The organism is Pseudomonas sp. C7.1, from assembly GCF_056312395.1.
Genome location: NZ_JBWDTL010000003.1, coordinates 671,059 through 690,103, shown reverse-complemented (window position 1 = coordinate 690,103; position 19,045 = coordinate 671,059). Strand labels below are relative to the sequence as shown.

Annotated in this window: 18 protein-coding genes and 1 pseudogene; 1 reads left to right on the top strand and 18 read right to left on the bottom strand. The window is 61.9% G+C overall.

What is annotated here, in order from left to right; all coding sequences use genetic code 11:
• Positions 1-87 precede the first annotated feature (87 nt).
• The 16 genes and pseudogenes from AC0T4W_RS06470 to phnC form a co-directional block, all read right to left on the bottom strand.
• Positions 88-489: a lysozyme inhibitor LprI family protein gene (locus AC0T4W_RS06470; RefSeq protein ID WP_476317625.1), complete on the bottom strand. Its 402-nt coding sequence runs from the start codon at positions 487-489 to the stop codon at positions 88-90.
• 116 nt (positions 490-605) lie between these two features.
• Positions 606-2,750 (bottom strand): 3-hydroxyacyl-CoA dehydrogenase NAD-binding domain-containing protein, encoded by a 2,145-nt coding sequence (locus AC0T4W_RS06465; protein ID WP_476317622.1) that lies wholly within the window; start codon positions 2,748-2,750, stop codon positions 606-608.
• A gap of 102 nt (positions 2,751-2,852) precedes the next feature.
• A complete protein-coding gene (locus tag AC0T4W_RS06460; protein ID WP_476317620.1) occupies positions 2,853-4,058 on the bottom strand; it encodes an acetyl-CoA C-acetyltransferase in 1,206 nt (401 codons plus the stop codon).
• A 628-nt stretch (positions 4,059-4,686) separates the two neighbouring features.
• Positions 4,687-5,439, bottom strand: a pseudogene (phnP, locus tag AC0T4W_RS06455) (phosphonate metabolism protein PhnP); the annotation flags it as partial.
• Positions 5,430-5,993 (bottom strand): phosphonate metabolism protein/1,5-bisphosphokinase (PRPP-forming) PhnN, encoded by a 564-nt coding sequence (gene phnN, locus AC0T4W_RS06450; RefSeq protein ID WP_476317617.1) that lies wholly within the window; start codon positions 5,991-5,993, stop codon positions 5,430-5,432. The gene phnN and the pseudogene phnP, both read right to left, overlap by 10 nt.
• The gene (locus AC0T4W_RS06445) at positions 5,993-7,138 is read right to left on the bottom strand and encodes an alpha-D-ribose 1-methylphosphonate 5-triphosphate diphosphatase (RefSeq protein WP_476317614.1); all 1,146 of its coding nucleotides are present in this window, start codon (positions 7,136-7,138) and stop codon (positions 5,993-5,995) included. The genes phnN and AC0T4W_RS06445 overlap by 1 nt, the downstream gene beginning before the upstream one ends.
• Positions 7,128-7,841: a phosphonate C-P lyase system protein PhnL gene (phnL, locus tag AC0T4W_RS06440; RefSeq protein ID WP_476317611.1), complete on the bottom strand. Its 714-nt coding sequence runs from the start codon at positions 7,839-7,841 to the stop codon at positions 7,128-7,130. The genes AC0T4W_RS06445 and phnL overlap by 11 nt, the downstream gene beginning before the upstream one ends.
• Positions 7,842-7,929: 88 nt before the next feature.
• On the bottom strand, positions 7,930-8,739 hold the full coding sequence (gene phnK, locus AC0T4W_RS06435) for a phosphonate C-P lyase system protein PhnK (RefSeq protein WP_476317609.1): 810 nt from the start codon (positions 8,737-8,739) through the stop codon (positions 7,930-7,932).
• A complete protein-coding gene (locus tag AC0T4W_RS06430; protein ID WP_476317606.1) occupies positions 8,736-9,614 on the bottom strand; it encodes an alpha-D-ribose 1-methylphosphonate 5-phosphate C-P-lyase PhnJ in 879 nt (292 codons plus the stop codon). The genes phnK and AC0T4W_RS06430 overlap by 4 nt, the downstream gene beginning before the upstream one ends.
• Positions 9,611-10,702, bottom strand: coding sequence for a carbon-phosphorus lyase complex subunit (locus AC0T4W_RS06425; RefSeq protein ID WP_476317604.1), 1,092 nt, complete (start codon positions 10,700-10,702; stop codon positions 9,611-9,613). Before AC0T4W_RS06425 ends, AC0T4W_RS06430 begins: the two co-directional genes overlap by 4 nt.
• On the bottom strand, positions 10,702-11,313 hold the full coding sequence (gene phnH / locus AC0T4W_RS06420; RefSeq protein WP_476317601.1) for a phosphonate C-P lyase system protein PhnH: 612 nt from the start codon (positions 11,311-11,313) through the stop codon (positions 10,702-10,704). Before phnH ends, AC0T4W_RS06425 begins: the two co-directional genes overlap by 1 nt.
• The gene (gene phnG / locus AC0T4W_RS06415) at positions 11,313-11,789 is read right to left on the bottom strand and encodes a phosphonate C-P lyase system protein PhnG (protein ID WP_476317599.1); all 477 of its coding nucleotides are present in this window, start codon (positions 11,787-11,789) and stop codon (positions 11,313-11,315) included. The genes phnH and phnG overlap by 1 nt, the downstream gene beginning before the upstream one ends.
• Positions 11,790-11,802: 13 nt before the next feature.
• Positions 11,803-12,507 carry a phosphonate metabolism transcriptional regulator PhnF gene (gene phnF / locus AC0T4W_RS06410; protein WP_476317596.1) on the bottom strand — a complete coding sequence of 235 codons (705 nt, stop codon included), beginning with the start codon at positions 12,505-12,507 and terminating at the stop codon, positions 11,803-11,805.
• A 35-nt stretch (positions 12,508-12,542) separates the two neighbouring features.
• Entirely contained in the window at positions 12,543-13,337 is a 795-nt protein-coding gene (gene phnE, locus AC0T4W_RS06405; RefSeq protein WP_476317593.1) for a phosphonate ABC transporter, permease protein PhnE, read from the bottom strand.
• 66 nt (positions 13,338-13,403) lie between these two features.
• Positions 13,404-14,408, bottom strand: a complete 1,005-nt coding sequence (gene phnD, locus AC0T4W_RS06400) for a phosphonate ABC transporter substrate-binding protein (protein WP_476317591.1) — start codon at positions 14,406-14,408, stop codon at positions 13,404-13,406.
• 55 nt (positions 14,409-14,463) lie between these two features.
• The gene (phnC, locus tag AC0T4W_RS06395) at positions 14,464-15,300 is read right to left on the bottom strand and encodes a phosphonate ABC transporter ATP-binding protein (protein WP_476317588.1); all 837 of its coding nucleotides are present in this window, start codon (positions 15,298-15,300) and stop codon (positions 14,464-14,466) included.
• A 392-nt stretch (positions 15,301-15,692) separates the two neighbouring features.
• Between phnC and AC0T4W_RS06390 the strand changes: the two genes are divergently transcribed.
• A complete protein-coding gene (locus AC0T4W_RS06390; RefSeq protein ID WP_422580671.1) occupies positions 15,693-16,010 on the top strand; it encodes an Arc family DNA-binding protein in 318 nt (105 codons plus the stop codon).
• Between the two features lie 101 nt (positions 16,011-16,111).
• Here AC0T4W_RS06390 and AC0T4W_RS06385 read toward each other — a convergent pair whose 3' ends face one another.
• Together AC0T4W_RS06385 and oadA are read right to left on the bottom strand one after the other, a co-directional pair.
• A complete protein-coding gene (locus tag AC0T4W_RS06385) occupies positions 16,112-17,248 on the bottom strand; it encodes a sodium ion-translocating decarboxylase subunit beta (RefSeq protein ID WP_476317585.1) in 1,137 nt (378 codons plus the stop codon).
• Between the two features lie 12 nt (positions 17,249-17,260).
• A complete protein-coding gene (gene oadA, locus AC0T4W_RS06380; RefSeq protein ID WP_476317582.1) occupies positions 17,261-19,036 on the bottom strand; it encodes a sodium-extruding oxaloacetate decarboxylase subunit alpha in 1,776 nt (591 codons plus the stop codon).
• Positions 19,037-19,045: the final 9 nt, after the last annotated feature.

The window sequence follows — 19,045 nt, the reverse complement described above, 5'->3', positions numbered from 1 at the left end:
CGTGCCTGCTGACAGGCTGCAAGGCAATAGCTGCGGGGCGAACCCGACCAATTATCCGGACCGCACCAGCGTTAGCACTGCTGAGCGCTACTGCGCTGGCATCGGGCAGCTGAGGTCGCCCTCTTCACAGACAGCCAGTTGCTCTAGCTCCTTGACCCGCGCGGCGGTCTTCTGTGTCAGGCAGCCGTTAAGCACCATGGGATAGGCCGATCCGCCTTCCACTGACGCCGACTCAAATGCACAGGCCAGGTCGCGGAACTTGATCCAGGCCAGCTGCACCTCCTTAAGCTGCTGCTTCTGCCCATCATCCAGACGCTTGCGGTAATCGCCGTACAGTTGATTCAGGCGTTTGTCCTGAGTGGCGTAGTCCGCCGCCACACACTGGTTGAGGGTGAACTGATCCATGGCATTGGCGCAGTCATCCGCCCATACCGGCGCTGTCAGTAACCCCAGGCTGATTGCCAGCGCACTGCTTATCCCGATTTTCATAACACCTCCCTTGCGCCACACCCGCGTGGCCGTTGCAGCAGTCTAGTGCTGTAGCGATAAAAAAACCGGCTCATGAAAGAGCCGGTTTTCAGTACCTCAGCTTTAACGCGACCGCGTTAGAAGCTCTGGTTCTTCGCTGCCTTTTCCAACAACAGCGCCGGCGGCAGGAAGCGCTCGCCGTACTGCTCAGCCAGATACTGGGCGCGGGCGACAAAGTCCTTTACCCCGTACTGGTTGATAAACTGCAGCGCGCCGCCGCTCCAGGCGGCAAAACCAATGCCGAAGATCGAGCCGATATTGGCGTCGGCCACCGATTTGAGCACGCCCTCTTCCACGCAGCGCACGGTTTCGATGGCCTGGATAAACAGGATGCGATCACGCACGTCGATCTGCGAGATCTGCGCATCGCCCTTCTCGAAACGCGCTTTCAGCTCCGGCCACAGGTGCTTCTTGCCGCCCGCTGGATAATCGTAGAAGCCCGCACCCGCTGCTTTGCCAGGCCGTTTGTACTCGTTAAGCATCATATCGATCACGGCAAAGGCCGGATGCTCGGGGATCTGCTTACCTTCGGCAGCCAGGTCCTTGATGGTTTGCTGACGGATATGGTTCATCAGGCTCATCGACACTTCATCGCTGATCGCCAGCGGGCCGACCGGCATGCCGGCCTTGCGCGCCTCGTTCTCAATCATTGCCGCGCTCACGCCTTCGCCGAGCATGGCCAGGCCTTCGTTGGTGAAGGTGCCGAAGACCCGCGAGGTGAAGAAGCCACGGCTGTCGTTGACCACGATCGGGGTCTTCTTGATCTGCATGACGTAGTCGAAGCCGCGCGCCAGGGTTTCGTCGCTGGTGTGCTCGCCCTTGATGATCTCCACCAGCGGCATTTTGTCCACCGGGCTGAAGAAATGCAGGCCGATAAACTTGTCCTGCTTCTGCACCGCCGTCGCCAGGCCGGTGATCGGCAGGGTCGAGGTGTTGGAGGCGATCACCGCATCGCTCAGCGCCGCACGTTCGGCAGCGGCCGTGACATTGGCCTTGAGGTCACGATCCTCGAACACCGCTTCGATAATCAGGTCGCAGCCTTCGAAGTCAGCATCGCTGACGGTAGGTTTGATCCGCGCCAGAATGCCATCGCGCTTGTCAGCGCTCATCTGACCACGGCCGACCTTCTTCTCCAGCAGCTTGGCCGAGTAATCCTTGCCCTTCTCGGCCGCTTCGATGGAGATGTCCTTGAGCACCACCTCAATCCCAGCCACCGCCGACACATAGGCAATACCAGCGCCCATCATGCCGGCACCGAGCACGCCGACCTTCTTGGTCACGTAGGGCTCGAAGCCTTGCGGGCGCGAGCCACCAGCGTTGATTTCATTGAGCTGGAACCAGAAGGTGCCAATCATGTTCTTCGCCACTTGCCCTGTGGTCAGCTCGGTGAAGTAGCGCGCTTCGATGATCTGCGCAGTGTCGAAGTCGACCTGGGCACCCTCAACGGCGGCGCACATAATCTTCTCCGGCGCAGGGAAGCAACCTTTGGTTTTGTCGCGTAATACGCTCGGGGCGATAGCCAGCATTTGCGCCACATTGGGGCTGGACGGCGTGCCGCCTGGGATCTTGTAGCCGGCCACATCCCAGGGTTGTTTCGCCGCTGGGTTGGCGACGATCCAGGCGCGGGCCTTGGCCAGCAGGTCGTCTTTGTCGGAAGCCAGCTCGTGGATCAAGCCGGCCTTGAGCGCGGCATCGGGACGAACCTTCTTGCCTTCGGCCAAATAAGGCAGGGCTTTTTCCAGACCGAGCAGGCGCACCATGCGCACCACCCCGCCACCGCCCGGCAGCAGGCCAAGGGTCACTTCCGGCAAGCCGAGCTGGATGCTGGAACTGTCCAGGGCGATACGGTGATGGCAGGCCAGGGCAATTTCCCAGCCGCCGCCCAGGGCTGCGCCATTGATGGCCGCGACCACCGGTTTACCCAGGCATTCCAGGCGGCGCAGTTGGCCTTTGATGTTGAGGATCATCTGGTAGAAGGCCGGCGCGTCGGCCTTGGTCACCTTGATCAGCTCGTTGAGGTCACCGCCGGCGAAGAAGGTCTTCTTCGCGGAGGTGACGATCACCCCGGCGAAAGAGTCATTTTCCGCCTCCAGGCGCTCGACGATCTTGCCCATGGCTTCGCGGTATACCGCGTTCATGGTGTTGGCGCTCTGGCCGGGCATGTCCATGGTCAGAACGACGATATTGTCCTGGCCTTTTTCGTAACGGATGGCGTCAGTCATTTTTTTGGTCTCATCCCAAAGTGGGGTACGTAGGATGGGTTGAGCCCCGCGATACCCATCAACGGGGCGATGGGTATCGCTTCGCTCCACCCATCCTACGGTTCAGATTCGCTCGATAATCGTGGCAATGCCCATACCGCCGCCCACACAGAGGGTGGCCAGGCCATAACGCAATTGGCGCTTCTCCAGCTCATCGAGCAGGGTGCCGAGAATGGCGCAACCGGTGGCGCCCAGCGGATGGCCCATGGCGATGGAGCCGCCGTTGACGTTGACCTTGTCCTCGCTGACGCCCATGTCCTTCATAAACTTCATCACTACCGAAGCGAATGCTTCGTTGACCTCGAACAAGTCGATGTCATTAACGTTCAACCCAGCTTTGGCCAGGACCTTGCGGGTGGCCGGCGCTGGGCCGGTGAGCATGATGGTCGGGTCGGTGCTGGTCACGGCGGTGGCGACAATGCGCGCACGCGGCTTCAAGCCCAGTTCTTTGCCTTTTGCCTCGGAGCCGATCAGCATCAGGGCCGAACCGTCGACGATGCCAGAGCTGTTGCCCGGAGTGTGTACGTGGTTGATCTGCTCGACATGGCTGTAGACGCGCAGCGCGGTGCTGTCGAAGCCCATCTGGCCCATCATCTCGAAACTCGGCTTGAGCTTGCCCAGGCCTTCGAGGGTGGATTCGCCACGGATAAATTCGTCGTGGTCGAGCAGCACGATGCCGTTCTGGTCAGCAACCGGAATCAGCGATTTGTTGAACGAGCCATCCTTGCTGGCGCGGGCGGCTTTGTGTTGCGAGCGCAGGGCAAAGCTGTCGACGTCCGTGCGGCTGAAACCTTCCAGGGTGGCGATCAAATCCGCGCCGATGCCCTGGGGGGTGAAATGGGTGTGCATATTGGTCGCCGGGTCCATCACCCAGGCGCCGCCGTCGGAGCCCATGGGAATGCGCGACATCGACTCGACGCCGCCGACCACCACCAGGTCCTCGAAACCGGAACGCACCTTCATCGCGCCGAGGTTCACCGCTTCCAGGCCCGAGGCGCAGAAACGGTTGAGCTGCACGCCCGACACGCTGACATCCCAATCGGCAACCATGGCAGCCGTCTTGGCGATGTCCGCACCCTGATCGCCCACCGGTGTGACACAGCCGAGCACGATGTCATCGACCTGGCTGGTGTCGAGGTTATTGCGCGCTTGCAGCGCCTTGAGCAGACCGGCGATCAGGTCGACAGGCTTGACGCTGTAAAGCGCCCCGTCCTTCTTGCCTTTGCCGCGGGGCGTGCGCACTGCATCGAAAATAAATGCTTCGGTCATGGCGTCCTCAGACCTCCAATGGAGGGTGGCTGGCGGCGCAAGTCGAGCCCGCGCCTGTTCTTGTTGAGTGAACACAACCATACGCCCTGCTTTGCCAGGCTCAATGACCGAAGTGCTCAGGCCTATTGACCACTCAGCTCAGACAAACGGTCAATCACTGAACGAAGGCCAACAAGCGCGTCTAGCTCAAGGTCCGCTTGCCTGTAGCGGAGTCCGCGTCATAACCGCTGGCAACTAAGCCGCGCACCTTAGTAATCAAGACGTCTATAGCCCGCCGCTGCCCCCCCTACAGTTGAATCAAGCCACCGGCAAACAGTACGCAGGACGGCTGTTTTAGGTGTCGTCGCCGGGCTTTGCCGGGGCGGCTTAAATGACCAACACGAGGCGTGGCGTCGCATCCGCACATAGCGCAGGACAACGACGACCACCCGCAAAAAACAACAAGGCCAACCGCCATGTTCAATCCAGTAAAAATGCGTCAGGCAGGCATGATCGTGTTTGCCACCACCGTCATTCTGATTCTTCCCAACCTGACCCGTTTGGTCAGCTAAACCTCTGATTTCCTGCCCTGCCTGCCTCCATGGAGTGAGCCGGCAGCGGCAGCGCCCTCGCTCCAGATAAAGACACGCCCATCAAAGGCCAGGCTAACCCCGGCTGGCAGGGCATCTGGGTGTTCCAGCAGCCAGGCGTCGAAGCTGTGACCGATATGGGTCAGCACCGTTTCCTTCGGTTGCAACTGCAGGGCCACTTCCAGCGCGCGGGTCAGGTCGTTGTGGTTGCGCGGGGCGATGGGTTGCGGTGCGGTGGAGCAGTCCAGCACCAGCAGATCCAGCGGCTGCTGGCGCAGCACCTCGGCGCTGGCGTCCGGTACGCCGAGGGTGTCAGTCAGATAGGCGATACGCCGCTGTTCGCCGTTCGCGGTCAAGCCTTGCAGCAAATAGCCAAAGGTCGGTTTGGAGTGATTAAGCGGCAGCGCCGTAACGCTTAACTCACCCAGCTGCCGACGCTCGAAGGGCGCAAACGGCTGGCTGAAATCGAGGATACCGGGGTGTTTGTACAGGTCGGCCAGGCCTTCTGGGTCATCCGGGCCATGCACCGGAATAATCAGCCCCTGGCCCCAGCGCAGGTGCAGCAAGCCCTGGGCGTGATCGGCGTGGTAATGGGTTTGCAGAATGCCGCTCAGGCTATGGGGCGCGAAGCGCTCGGTAAGGTCTGTCAGGCCCGAGTCAATCAGCCAGCGCTGCGCGCCGCATTCGATTAGCGCGCAGCACGGGCCGCGACGCAAACGGCGGTCGTCGCGGGCGCGGCTACAGGCCGCGCAGCTGCAGTTGTATACGGGCTCCTGACGCGCATCGCCGGTGCCGAGCAGGGTCAGGCGCATGCGCGGCTGGCCCCGATCAGTGCCAGCAGGTTGTCCACTGCACGCTCAATCGACGCAGAGTTATCCAGCAGATGCAGGCCATCACGCTCGGCGCTGACGGCATCGAACTGAGCATTACGCGCCAGGCGCTGATCAATCTGCTCAATGTTTTCGCGGCCGCGCCTGAGTAAGCGCTCACGCAACACTGCAGGCTCGACCGTGAGCAACACACCAATCAGATCGGGATAGCACTGCAAAGCGTGTGGCAGATAGCCGCGTGAGCCGTTGACCAGCACGTCCTGCCCTGCCGCCAACCACTCATCGATCTGCTTGGGTATGCCATAGGCCAGACCATTGGCGCGCCAGCTCAGGGCAAAGGCGCCAGCGGCTTCCTGCTGCTCGAACTCGGCAGGCGTCAAAGCAATCGCCTCCTCGCCCACGGCTTCCGCCGAGCGGGTGATGACCCGGCGGGCGATCAGGCAACCGCGCTCGGCCAGACGCTCGCGCGCGGCATTTAGCAGGCTGTCCTTGCCCGAGCCCGAAGGCCCCATCAGATAGATCAACCGGCCGCTCATCAGAACACCCTTTTCGCTTGTCGCCAGACTTGCTGGATCACCGCCTGGCCGCCATGCACCTGCGCCTGCACCAGGTCGGCACGCAGGCCGACGCGGATTTCGCCGCGATCATTCAGCCCGGCTGCCTTGGCCGGTACGCGGCTGACGCAGGCAATCGCGCGCGGCAGATCATAGCCGTTATCCTGCCCGGCCAGCAGCAAAGCGGCCTGTAACAGGCTGGCCGGGTAGTAGTCGCTGGAAAGGATATCCAGCACGCCATGCCGGGCCAGTTCGGCGGCGGCGATATTGCCCGAGTGCGAACCGCCGCGCACGATATTCGGCGCACCCATCAGCACCTTCATGCCCAGCTCGTGGCTGAGCTTGGCTGCCTCCAGAGTGGTGGGGAACTCAGCGATGGCCATGGCGAAACTGGCCGATTCCTGCACATGGGCCTGAGTCGCGTCGTCGTGACTGGCCACGGAAATACCACGGGCCTGGCAGTCAGCAACGATGCTGCGGCGCTGGCGGTCGCTGTACTGCCGCGAGTTGTCCACCTGTTCCAGGATAAACGCCTCCATTTCCGCCTCACTGAGGTGGTACTTACCCATGTAGTACTCGCGATATTTGTCTTCCTTGGCGAACTGGCGCTGGCCCGGCGCGTGGTCCATAACCGAGACCAGTTGCACCAGCGGGTGCTCGACCAGATCGCGAAACACCGCCAGGGTATCCGGGTGGCATACCTCGCAGCGCAGGTGCAGGCGGTGATCGGCACGCATATGCCCCGCTTCGACCGCCGCCGCGATGGCTTCGAGCATCTCCGGCAGTTGCTGCATGCGCTTGCCGCGCGGATTCACATCGCCAATCGCCAGGGCATCAAACACCGTGGTGATGCCGGCCGACGCGATCTGTGCATCGTGGGTCAACACCGCCGAGGCTGGGGGCCAATCCACCCCCGGCCTGGGGCTCATGTATTTTTCCAGGTTGTCGGTGTGCAGCTCGACCAGGCCGGGCAGCAGATAATCACCGTTCAGGTTCTGCGCCTGGGGCAAGCCACTAACGCCCTCTTCCACCTGGGCAATCAGGCCATCGCGCAGCACCAGGGTGCCGACAAACTCCTGCTCGGCGGTGACGATCCGCGCGTTGGTAAGAACCTGTTCAACCGGCATAGATGTACTCCTGTTGCGCCGCAGCGCTCATATCAAGGTAACGATCGGCCACCGCCTCACGGGCGGCGCGGTCGTGGAAGATGCCGATCAGCGCGCTACCAGCGGCCTTGGCTTCATCAATCAGTTCCAGCACCACCTGGCGATTGGCGTCGTCCAGGGATGCGGTGGGTTCGTCCAGCAGCATCAGCGGCCAGGCGACCATAAAGCCGCGAGCAATATTCACCCGCTGCTGCTCGCCGCCGGAGAAGGTGCCGGGGGCCAGCTGCCACAGGGCCTGGGGGATATTCAGACGGCTCAGCAGGCTTTTCGCCCGCGCCTCGGCGTCAGCCTTGCTCCAGCCACGGGCCAGGGCCGGTTCCATCACCACATCCAGGGTGGCAACACGGGGAATCACCCGTAGAAACTGGCTGACATAGCCCAGGGTCTGCCGGCGTATCGCCAGCACCTGACGCGGTTCTGCGCCAACCAGCTCGACCCATACGCCGTTGTGCAACACGCGAATGCTGCCGCCGGCGGCCAGGTAGTTGCCGTACAGGGTGCGTAGCAAGGTCGACTTGCCCGCACCGGATTGGCCATGCAGCACCAGGCACTCGCCGGCGCGCACGCTGAAATGCAGCCCGCTCAATACATTCAGCACCACGCCGTGCTGCTGATGCAGGGTGAAGGTCTTGCTAAGGCCAGAGACCTCGATCAGGTTGTTCATATAAACCTCGAATTGAACCTGTAGGAGCCAGCTTGCTGGCGATTCGGCAATTGATCGCCAGCAAGCTGGCTCCTACAAAAAGCAACGGTCACGGCTGCAACACCGACGACACCAGCAACTGCGAATAGGGATGCTGCGGGTCGTCGAGAATCTGGTCGGTCAGGCCGGCCTCGACCACGTGGGAGCGGCGCATCACCATCAGCCGATCCGCCAGCAAGCGCGCCACGGCCAGGTCGTGGGTGACGATCACCACCGCCAGGTCCAGCTCGCGCACCAGGCCGCGCAGCAGGTCGAGCAGGCGCGCCTGCACCGACACGTCGAGGCCGCCGGTGGGCTCGTCCATAAAGATCAGCCGTGGGCTGGACACCAAGTTGCGGGCGATCTGCAAGCGCTGTTGCATGCCACCGGAGAAGGTGCGCGGCAGGTCGTCGATGCGCAGCGGGTCGATTTCCACCTGCTTCAGCCAGTCGATGCCGGCCGCGCGCAGCTCGCCGTAATGGCGCACGCCCTGGGCCATCAGCCGCTCGCCGATATTCGCTCCGGCCGACACGCCCATGCGCAGGCCGTCACGCGGGTTCTGCTCGACAAAGCCCCACTCGGTGCGCAGCAGCGTGCGGCGCTGCGCTTCGCTGGCGCTGTACAGGTCGACCCAGTTGCCGGCCGTATCTCGATAACTGACTGCGCCGCGATCCGGTGGGCAGCGCCCGGAGAGCAGACTGAGCAGGGTCGACTTGCCCGAACCGGATTCGCCAACGATGCCCAGCACCTCGCCCGGATACAGATCAAACGACACGCCCTGGCAGCCCTTCTCCGGGCCGTACAGGCGGGTCAGGTCGCGCACGCTGAACAGCGGCTGCGCCGTGTCGCTGCGTAGGTGCAATTTTTCGGCAGCACTCATTGCGCGCCCTCCTCTTCAAGGTCACGGCGTTGCATGCAGTAGTCGGTGTCGGAGCAGACGAAGCGCTTGGTCCCGGCGTCGTCGACAATCAACTCGTCGAGGTAGGAATCCTGGCTGCCACAAAAGGCGCAGCATTCTTCCCAGCGCTGAATCTCGAAGGGGTGATCTTCAAAGTCCAGACTGACCACCCGGGTGAACGGCGGCACGGCGTACAGGCGTTTTTCGCGGCCTGCGCCGAACAGCATCAGCGCCGGGCTCATATGCAGCTTGGGGTTGTCGAATTTGGGGATGGGCGATGGGTCCATCACGTAGCGCTCGTCCACCGTCACCGGGTAGGCATAACTGGTGGCGATATGGCCGAAGGTGGCGATGTCCTCGTACAGCTTGACGTGCATCACGCCGTAATCTTCCAGCGCGTGCATGGTGCGGGTCTCGGTTTCCGAGGGTTCGATAAAGCGCAGCGGCTCGGGGATCGGCACCTGGTAAACCATGATCTGATCGCCGGTCAGCGCGGTTTCCGGGATGCGGTGACGGGTCTGGATCACCGTCGCCTCGGGGGTGCGGGTGGTGGTTTTAACCCCAGCGGTGCGGGCGAAGAAGCGCCGGATCGACACCGCGTTGGTGGTGTCATCCGCGCCCTGGTCGATCACCTTGAGCACATCCTCGGCACCGAGAATCGCCGCAGTCAGCTGCATGCCACCGGTGCCCCAGCCATAGGGCAGCGGCATCTCGCGGCCACCGAAGGGCACCTGATAACCGGGAATCGCCACGGCCTTGAGCAGGCCACGGCGGATCATGCGTTTGGTCTGTTCGTCTAAATAAGCAAAGTTGTATCCGGCTTCCGGGGCGCGGGTAATCTGACTTTGAGCATTCATGCGCGTTGCTCCTCGGCGGCGGGCTGCTCGCAGGCCTGCTTGCGCAGTTTGCGGATCAGCTCCAGCTCGGATTGGAAGTCGACGTAGTGCGGCAATTTCAGATGCGAGACGAAGCCGGCGGCCTCGACGTTGTCGCAGTGCATCAGCACAAACTCTTCCTGCTGCGCCGGGCCTTCGACCTCCTCGCTGTACTCCGCCGCGCGCAGGGAGCGGTCGACCAGGGCCATGCCCATGGCCTTGCGCTCGGCATAGCCGAAGGCCAGGCCGTAGCCACGGGTAAACTGCGCCTGCTCAGGGCTGGTGCCGACAAACTGGTTGACCATCTCGCACTCGGTCACTTCGATATCGCCCAGCGGCACGGCGAAACCGAGTTCTTCAGGCTCCAGCCAGACCTCGACCGCGCCAATGCGGATCTCCCCGGCAAAGGGGTGGTTGCGCCCGTAGCCGCGCTGGGTGGAATAACCCAGCGCTAACAGAAAACCTTCGTCACCACGGGCCAGAGCTTGCAGGCGCTGCGCGCGACTGGCGGGGAAATCCAGCGGTTCGCGGGTGATATCCGGCACCGCTGCGCCGTCATCCGCCTCGCGGGCCATCAGGCCTTCGTCGGCGAGAAAATCCAGCACCCGTGGGCACGGCGACAGTTCAGCCTGCGGATCAACCTGCGGCCCTGGCTGTTCGCCCTCGGCCAGCAAAGCGAAATCCAGCAGGCGGTGGCTGTAGTCGAAGGTCGGGCCGAGTAGCTGGCCGCCGGGCAAATCCTTGAAGGTCGCCGAGATGCGCCGAGTCAACTGCATCTGCGTGGTCTCCAGCGCGGCGCTGGCACCGAAGCGCGGCAGCGTGGTGCGGTAGGCGCGCAGCAGGAAGATCGCCTCCATCAGGTCGCCGGCCGCCTGTTTGATCGCCAGGGCTGCCAACTGCGGGTCGTACAGCGAGCCTTCGCTCATCACCCGCGCCACGGCCAGGGGCATCTGCTCGCGCACTTGTTCGACGCTGAGTTCGGGTATGGAAGTATCGCCACGGCGCTTTTTGGCCAGTAGCAAATGGGCATTGTCGATGGCGCGCTCGCCACCTTTGACGGCGACGTACATCAGGCAGCCTCCTCGGCATTGAGCAGCACGCGGGTGCTGCGCGGCAGGCCAATAACCTGCTCGCCGGCAGCGAAGAAGGCATCCAGGCCCCGGGGAAAGGCGCTGCGCGCCTGGCGCTGCTGCCAGAACAGCGCCGGCAGCGGCAACTCGACGCTGCGTACGTCCTTGATACCCGGCCCGCGCCAGCGCAGCGCTTCGCCATTGCTGAGGGCATTGAGCTGGATCAGCAAGGTGCAGGACTGATCCGGGTAGCGCTCGCTGCCATTGTCGAAGGCCGAGAGGTCGGTCAACTCGTGCTCATCAAGCAGGGCAAACAGCGCCAGCTCGCGCTCGGCGACAATTGGGCAGCCGCAGTGGAACGACAGGTTGGCGCGGATTGCCGGGGTGTCGAAACACGGCGCCAGCCACAGCGGCGTATCGCCATCGAGAAACGCCAGGCACAGGGCGTAGGTCGCCGGATGCAGGTTTTCCAGGGCCAGGGCGCGGTTCAGCGGTTGCACAAGGCCGGGTTCGGCCAGGGCCTTGAGTGCGCTGCGGAAGCTGGTCTGCGCATCCAGCACCGGATCATTGAAGGCCGGTTGCAGCCATTGCGAGCTATTCGCCGCGTTCATCAGTCTTCTCCTCGGACCAGGGTGAAGAATTCCACCTGGGTGGTTGCGGTTTCTGCGGCCTTGGCCGCCTGTTGGGCTTGTTGCGCTGCCGCCAGGGGTTCGATCAGTCGGCTCAGCCAGTGCGGCTGTTCGCTGCCCTGCAAATGCGCGTCGGCCAGGGCCGCCAGTTCGGCGTGCTGCTTGTCGCGGCCGCTCACGTAGCTGTAACCGGTGCGGCCATCGGCCAAACGCACCACGCAGCGGGTCACGCTCATCTCACCAAGGTTGAACGGGCTGCCAGTACCGCCCATGCGCCCACGCACCAGGGTCATGCCAATTTCCGGTGCACGGATCAGGCGGTAATCGACCTCTTTCAACACCGACTCATAGGCCGCCAGCTGGCCGCTGGCGCGGGCCAGTACGCCCATCCAGCGCTGGCGGCTGGCGATCTGCGGGTCGCTGTGCAGCAGGTTGCTTTGCGGTCGTTCGCGGTTCATCAACAGGCCTCCATCAAAGGGCGATCTGGTATTGGAAGCGGTCGGCGCGGCTGGTCGATAACGACAGCTCCACCGGCCGCCCAGCCAGATCGCGGGAAAGGGTTTGCACGCTGAGTAGCGGCGCATGCCGGGGCATCAGCAGGCGCGCGGCCTCGTCACGGCTGGGCAGGCGCGCGCCGATCAGGCTGAAGGTGCGAGTCAGCGACAGGCCGCGTTGGCTGAGGTAGTGGCGCAGCGAGCCGCCCTGGTAGTCGGCCAGCAGCTCGGCGTGTTCACTGCTGAAGGCATGGCGAATCAGGCTCACCGGCTGGCCTTCAATCAGGCGCAGGGTGCACAGCTCCAGCAGCTGTGCGCCGCTGGCCAGTTGCAGGTACTTGCGCTCCTCACAACTGGCCGGGCGCAGGTGGCGCTCCAGCAATTGCGCCTCGACCTTGTGGCCAAGCGCCGAGAGCGAAGCGCTGTAGGCGCTGCCGGCCTGCATCGGGTAGATCAGGGGCTTGGCCAGCACCCGCGTACCCTTGCCCTGCTGGCGTAGCAGACGGCCTTCGAGTACCAGCTCATCCACTGCGCGGCGCAGGGTGTGGCGGTTGACGGCAAAGCGCGCGGCCAGCTGCACCTCGCCCGGCAGGTAATCACCTGGGCTCAGATGCTGCAGCTCATCGCGCAGCACGGTGGCCAGTTCGCGGTACAGCGGCTCAGGTTGTCTAGACAAGTGCATGGCTAAAAACGGGTGCCCGCAGGCACCCGACTCCGTCAGATAAATTGTTTGCGCAGGCGCTGCGAGATGATGTCCAGCAGGGTGACCACCAGGATGATCACGATCAGCAGGGCGCAGGTCTGGGCGAACTGGAAGCCGCGAATCGCTTCCCAGAGAATCACCCCGATGCCACCGGCGCCGACCATGCCGACCACCGTGGCCGAACGCACATTGGCTTCGAAACGGTACAGCGAGTAGGAAATCCATAGCGGCAGAACCTGCGGAATCACCCCGTAGATGACTTCCTGCAGCGCGCTGGCGCCGGTGGCGCGCACGCCTTCCACTGGACCTGGATCGATGGCCTCGACCGCTTCGGCAAAGAGTTTGGCCAGCACCCCGGTTGTGCCGATAAACAGCGCCAACACCCCGGCGAACGGCCCCAGGCCAACCGCCACCACAAAGAGCATGGCGAAGACCATTTCATTGATCGAACGGCAGGCGTCCATCACCCGACGGATCGGCTGATAGACCCACCAGGGCACGATGTTTTCCGCACAGAGAATGCCCAGCGGGATAGCCAGAACAATCGCCAGCACCGTGCCCCACAGAGCGATCTGTACGGTGACGATCATCTCCTTGAGGTACAGCTCCCAGTTGCTGAAATCGGGCGGAAAGAAGTCCGCAGCAAAGGTCGCCATGTTGCTGGAGTCGCGGATCAGCGCCAGCGGATTCATCTCCGCGCCCTGCCAGGACCAGGCCAACACAACGAAGAACAGCCCCCAGCCGATCAGCTGCAGCCAGGAACGCTTGGCAATCAGGTCGGGCGTGGGTGCGGTGGTCAAAGTGGTCATAACAACATCTCGAATCAAGCGGCAGAAGAAAACGACCCGCCGTAGACGGCGGGTCGAAAACTGCGATTAACCAGCGCTGGCAGGGCTCTGCTTGGCGGTTTCAGCCATGCGTTTTTCCAGCTTGGCCAGCTCGGCATCCAGCGCCTTGAGCTGCGCCTGCTTGTCGGCGGCATCCAACTTGTCGTTGTTGGCCACTTCGGTGCGTTTTTTGAACAGCTCCAGCTGGCGGATCGGCAGCAGCTGATCGTCATCAGAGGCCTTGAACTTGGCCCACTGCAGACCTTCCAACACCTTCAGCTCAGCCGGATCGTCGCCGTAGGTCATAAAGAATTCGCGCAGTTTGGTCTTGGTGGCGTCATCCAGGTTCTTGCGCCATACCATCGGGTCGGACGGGATCAGCGGCGAGGTCCAGATCACTTTCAACTGCGCGGCCTTGTCCGGCGCGGTTACTTTAAGACGCTGCATGCCTTCGCTGTTGAAGGTGCCGATATCGACCTGCTTATTGGCCACCGACAGGGCGTTGACTTCATGACTGCCATTGAGCGAGCGTTTGAAGATCTTGTTGGCGTCGGCGTTGTTCTGGGCGAACACGTAGTAGCCCGGCACCAGGAAACCCGAGGTGGAGTTTGGGTCGCCGTTGGCGAAGGTCAGGCTCCCCGCGTTTTTCAGCATGTCCTCAATCGAATTGATCGGGCTGTCCTTGTGCGCCAGCATCAGGCTGTAATAACCCTGGGAACCATCAAACGCCACGGTCTGGGCGAAGACTTCGCCACCGGCGCGGTCTACCGCTTCCATGGCCGACTTGTTGCCGTGCCAGGCCACATCGACCTTATCGAAACGCATGCCCTGGATGATGCCGGCGTAATCAGGGGCGAAGAAGGCATTGATCTTGGTGCCGGTCTGCTTGCCCATGTCCGCCAGGAAGGGGTCCCACATCGCCTTGAGGTTCTGCGAGGACTCGGTGGAGATAATGCCGAAATTGATTTCCTGCTCAGCGGCCTGGGCAGCGCCCAGAACCGAGCCGGCAAGCAGCGTGGACGCGGCGAGAACGCGACTGATACGTTTGAACATGCAAAGCACTCCTAGTGCAGATGGACATACAGGGTTGGCAAAACAGAGAAGCGGTTCAGGCCTTAGCCAGAGCCAGCGGGACTTTTGCTTTACGCGCACGGCGCGGCACCTCATCGGCTTGCTGCTCGGCTATCAGCTCGGCACCGTAAAGATCGTTAAGCAGGTTGGGATGCAGCTCGGCGGCGCTGCCGTCGTAATGAATACGCCCCGCTTTCAACGCCACGGCACGCTGGCAATAGCGCATGGCGTAATCAACCTGATGCAGGGTGACCACCACGGTGGTGCCGTCTTCACGGTTGATGTCGGCAAGAATCTGCATGACCTTGCGCGCCGACTCGGGGTCCAGCGAGGCAATCGGCTCATCGGCCAGAATCACCTTGGCGCGCTGACACAGGGCACGGGCAATCGCCACGCGCTGCTGCTGGCCGCCAGATAGAGTCGAAGCGCGCTGCTGCGCCAGATCCGCCAGACCAACACGGGCCAGGGCCTGCAGTGCACGCTGCTTTTCTTCGGCATTGAACAGGCCCAAGGTTCCGCGCCAGCGCGGCATGCGCCCCAGGCAGCCGAGCAGCACGTTCTGCAGCACACTAAGGCGACTGACCAGATTGAACTGCTGGAAGATGTAGCCGATATCGGCCCGCAGACGACGCACTTCGCCGTTCAGGCGGCCGGCGGCCTGTACTTCACGGCCCAGCACCTGAATGCTGCCGCCGTCGCTGCGATCACAGCAGACCAGGCCCGCAACATGACGCAGCAATGTCGATTTACCGGAACCTGAGGCTCCGATCAACGCCACCATTTCACCGGGTTCGACGGACAGCGCGAGATCAAACAGCGCCTGCTTGCGGCCGAACGTCTTGTTCAGGCCTTCAACCCGGATCACTGCGCTCATGGAATGCCTCCTTTTTATTAACGGTTACACCACGGCTAGCAGCCGCCTTCTGGTGTAGACCAAGGTAGGCAAATCCTGTGTCAGGACGATTAATGGGCCGTGACACTTACGTGACTATTTCTTGAAGCTTTTCCTAGGAGCGGGTGATTTCCATATTTTTTGCACAGCACGGCGCATTTCTGATGACTGGTGCTGGCATAACGCCTTTATTCAACGCAAAATTCGACACCCAATTGGCGTCAATTTATCGACCTGGCGACTGCAGAATCACACGCGATGCACGCGGCTTTCTGGCTGAACGGTTAGTGCTAAAGGCGGTCAAACCGGTGACAATCCTATAGCCCATTGCCAGTATCGCTTTCCTGAACTAACCGGTTTAATGTACGCGCCCTATGAAACCAGCACTCTATTCCAGCCGCACCGCTGACAAATTCGTTGTTCGTCTGCCCGATGGCATGCGCGAACGTATTGCGGATGTCGCACGCAACCATCACCGCAGCATGAACTCGGAGATCATCGCTCGTCTTGAGCAAAGCATGCTCCAGGAAAGCGCTCTGGGTGATGACCTCAATATGCGCCTGGACAGCCCAGACCTGTCCTTGCACGAGCGTGAGCTGCTGCAGCGCTTTCGCCAGCTGTCGCGCCGTCAGCAAAATGCCCTGGTGGCATTGATCGCTCACGACGCCGAGATGGCCGCAGAAGACGCCTGATTGCGCTAACAATGAAAACCCGGCCTAGGCCGGGTTTTTTGCCGCCCATTTTTCTGCCAATAAAAAACCGCCCTTCGGCGGTTTCTTATTAAGCGTGGCAATCAGCCAACAAAACTGAGCAACACACCTGCCGCCACTGCCGAGCCAATCACCCCGGCCACGTTCGGGCCCATGGCGTGCATCAGCAGGAAGTTCTGCGGGTTGGCTTCCAACCCAACCTTGTTCGACACCCGCGCCGCCATCGGCACCGCAGACACCCCGGCCGAACCGATTAGCGGGTTGATCTTGTTCTTACTGAACAGGTTCATCAGCTTGGCCATCAGCACCCCCGCCGCCGTACCGCCGCAGAACGCCACCATGCCCAAGCTCAGGATGCCCAGGGTTTTCAGCTGCAGGAAGGAATCGGCAGAGAGCTTCGAACCGACGGTCAGCCCAAGGAAGATGGTGACGATATTGATCAACGCATTACGCGAGGTATCGGCCAGACGCTCTACCACACCGGCTTCGCGCAGCAGATTACCGAGGGCGAACATACCGATCAGCGGCGCCGCATCGGGCAGCAACATGCCGATCAGCAGGCACAGCACGATCGGGAAAATGATCTTCTCAGCCTGCCCCACCGGACGCAGCTGCTGCATCACAATGGCGCGCTCTTCCTTGGTGGTCAGGGCGCGCATGATCGGCGGCTGAATCAACGGCACCAACGCCATATAGGCATAGGCCGCCACGGCAATCGGGCCAAGCAGATGCGGCGCCAGCTTGGAGGTTACGAAAATCGAGGTCGGGCCATCGGCACCCCCAATAATGGCGATGGATGCGGCTTCCTTAAGGGTGAACTCCAGGCCCGGAATACCCAACGCCGTCAGCGCCAGCGCGCCCATCAGGGTGCCGAAAATCCCGAACTGCGCCGCCGCACCCAAAAGCAAGGTCTTGGGATTGGCCAGCATCGGCCCGAAGTCGGTCATAGCCCCGACACCCAGGAAGATCAGCAGCGGGAAGATACTGGTAGGCAGGCCCACCTCGTAGATCATATGCAGAAAGCCTGCACCCTCGGCCATATTGGCCACTGGGATGTTGGCCAGCAGGCCGCCAAAACCAATCGGGATCAGCAGCAGAGGCTCAAAGCCCTTCTTGATCGCCAAGTAGATCAGCAGGATGCACACCGCGATCATAAACAGCTGGCCAGCCTCGACGTGATACAAGCCGGTGCTGTGCCAAAGCTTGAGGAGCTTATCCATTACTGCGCTCCCTTAACCGATGGTCAGCAGGCTGTCGCCCACCGCCACCGCATCGCCAACCTTGACGTTGACCGCACCGATAGTGCCGCCCTTGAACGCACGGATCTCGGTTTCCATCTTCATGGCCTCGAGAATGATCAGCAGCTGCCCCTCCTCCACCGCCTGCCCCGGCTGCACCAGCACCTTGAAGATATTGCCAGCCAGCGGGGCATTCTGCGGCTCGCCAGCGCCAACCGGCGCAGCTACCGCTACAGTCGTAGATGTCGCGCCGCCAACAGCCTTGAGCCCTTCAATATCACCGCCCTCGCCCACCTGCACCACATAGGACTTACCGTTCACTTCAACGGTGTAGACCTCAGGCTTGCCGGCTTCACGCACCAGGGTTTCCTTACCCGTCGGCACCGGCTCGAAAGCTGCCGGGTTACCGCGGTTTTCCAGAAACTTCAGACCGATCTGCGGGAACAGTGCATACGTCAGCACATCGTCGATTTCATCGGCGGCCAGCTTGATGCCTTTCTCTTTGGCAATGCCCTTGAGTTCGGCAGTCAGCTTGTCCATCTCGGCTTCGAGCAGATCGGCCGGGCGACAGGTAATGGCTTCGGCACCCTCCAGCACCCGCTCCTGTAGCTCTTTATTGAACGGCGCCGGCGCTGAGCCGTATTCACCTTTCAAGATGCCGGCAGTTTCCTTGGTGATCGACTTGTAGCGCTCACCGGTCAGCACATTGATCACCGCCTGAGTGCCGACGATCTGCGAGGTCGGGGTTACCAGGGGGATAAAGCCGAGGTCTTCGCGCACGCGCGGAATCTCAGCCAGCACTTGGTCAAACTTGTCCTGAGCGCCCTGCTCTTTCAGCTGGCCTTCCATATTGGTCAGCATGCCACCCGGCACCTGAGCCACCAGAATGCGCGAGTCGACGCCCTTGAGGTTGCCCTCGAATTTCGCGTACTTCTTGCGCACTTCACGGAAGTAGGCGGCGATTTCTTCAAGCAGCAACAGATCCAGGCCGGTATCGCGCTCGGTGCCTTGGAACATCGCCACTACGGATTCGGTTGGCGAGTGGCCGTAGGTCATCGACAGCGAGGAAATAGCGGTGTCGACGTTGTCGATGCCCGCTTCCACCGCTTTGAGAATGGCAACGGACGACAGGCCGGCGGTGGCGTGACACTGCATATGGATCGGGATCGACAACGTGGCCTTCAGGCGGCTGACCAGCTCAAACGCCGTATAGGGCGTGAGAATGCCGGCCATGTCCTTGATGGCCACCGAATCGGCGCCCATGTCTTCGATCTGCTTGGCCAGGTCAACCCACATTTCTAGGGTATGCACCGGGCTGGTGGTATAGGAAATAGTGCCCTGGGCATGCTTGCCCAACTGCTTCACCGCCTTGAGGGCAGTTTGCAGGTTGCGCGGATCGTTCATCGCGTCGAATACGCGGAACACATCAACGCCATTGAAGGCGGCACGCTCAACGAATTTTTCCACCACGTCATCGGCGTAATGGCGGTAGCCCAGCAGGTTCTGCCCGCGCAGCAGCATTTGCTGGCGGGTGTTGGGCATGGCTTTTTTCAGCTCACGGATACGCTGCCAAGGGTCTTCACCCAGGTAACGGATACAGGCATCAAAGGTCGCGCCACCCCAGGACTCCACGGACCAGAAGCCGACCTGATCGAGCTTGGGCGCGATCGGCAGCATGTCTTCCAGGCGCACACGGGTGGCCAGGATCGACTGGTGGGCGTCACGCAGCACCACATCAGTAATTCCGAGTGCTTGTTTTACGGCAGTCATACAGATGCT